Raw genomic sequence first — 366 nt, 5'->3', positions numbered from 1 at the left:
ACTGCTACGACCTCCACCGCTTCCACAACTGCCTGAGGTGCTAAATGACCTCTCTCGATCAAACAATATGGGGCCTTCGGGCCTCAGAAACACTTGTTTGCCTGCCAGAACCCACAACAAACTTCAGGGTTTTATTTAATGGAGACCTTCCCGTGTCTCAGGCAGCAAAGACACAGGTTGATTTAGCGATCTTATACGGCGATTCCGTTCTTTTTTCAGGTTCCTGTACACTCGCAGTGCAGGGACAGACATCGGCATATACCACAAAGAAAAACCTGAAAATCTCAGCTATTACCAATGCAGGTGGCAATTCTGTTGATCTGAAAATGGGGAACTGGGTTCAGACCAGCAAGATAGACCTGAAAG

1 pseudogene is annotated in these 366 nt (G+C 47.3%); it reads left to right on the top strand.

Going from position 1 to position 366, the window contains the following annotated elements:
* Window positions 1-44: 44 nt before the first annotated feature.
* Window positions 45-366: pseudogene (locus tag HK25_RS13430) on the top strand (hypothetical protein); the annotation flags it as partial.

The organism is Acetobacter sp. DsW_059 (assembly GCF_002153695.1).
Classification (GTDB): domain Bacteria; phylum Pseudomonadota; class Alphaproteobacteria; order Acetobacterales; family Acetobacteraceae; genus Acetobacter; species Acetobacter thailandicus.
The sequence above is the reverse complement of the archived record's forward strand: the minus strand, read 5'-3'. Positions and strand labels throughout refer to the sequence as shown.